This is a genomic window from Nocardia spongicola (assembly GCF_047200775.1).
Taxonomy (GTDB): domain Bacteria; phylum Actinomycetota; class Actinomycetes; order Mycobacteriales; family Mycobacteriaceae; genus Nocardia.
This window is the reverse complement of the sequence record NZ_JBJZOO010000060.1, coordinates 1-529: the sequence shown is the minus strand read 5'-3', so window position 1 is coordinate 529 and position 529 is coordinate 1. Positions and strand designations below refer to the sequence as shown.

The window sequence follows — 529 nt, the reverse complement described above, 5'->3', positions numbered from 1 at the left end:
GCGCGGAGTTGTTTGTGTTCTTCGGCGTGTTCGATCTCGAAGTGCCGGCGGCTTTCCTGGGCGGGATCCGGGCGCAGGAAGCTACCGGTCCCCGGTTTACCCGCCGAGCCGAGCTTGCTCATCTTCTTCGGGACCGGCGCCCCCTGGTACTCCAGCGGGACCGGGTGCCCGTGCGCGTCCACCGGCCCCAGCGGCTGATGCACCTCGATGTACTCACCATGCGGCAACCGCTTGATCACCCCGGTCTCGATCCCGTGCTCGAGCACCGCCCGGTCACTACGCTGCAAGCCCAAACAGAACCGGTAGGTCAGGTAGTAGGCGATCGGCGGGCCCAGCAACAACCCGATACGCCCGATCCAGGTCGTGGCGTTCAACGAGATATCGAACTTCAACGCGATGATGTCGTTGACACACGACAACGTCAACACCACATAGAACGTGATCGCCATCGCCCCGAGCGCGGTCCGCACCGGCACATCCCGCGGCCGCTGCAACAAATTGTGATGGGCACTGCTGTCGCCGGTCAACC

General features: G+C 64.1%; 1 pseudogene. It reads right to left on the bottom strand.

The features are described 5' to 3' along the window. Nucleotides 1-529, bottom strand: a pseudogene (locus ACL02S_RS24190) (cytochrome bc1 complex cytochrome b subunit); the annotation flags it as partial.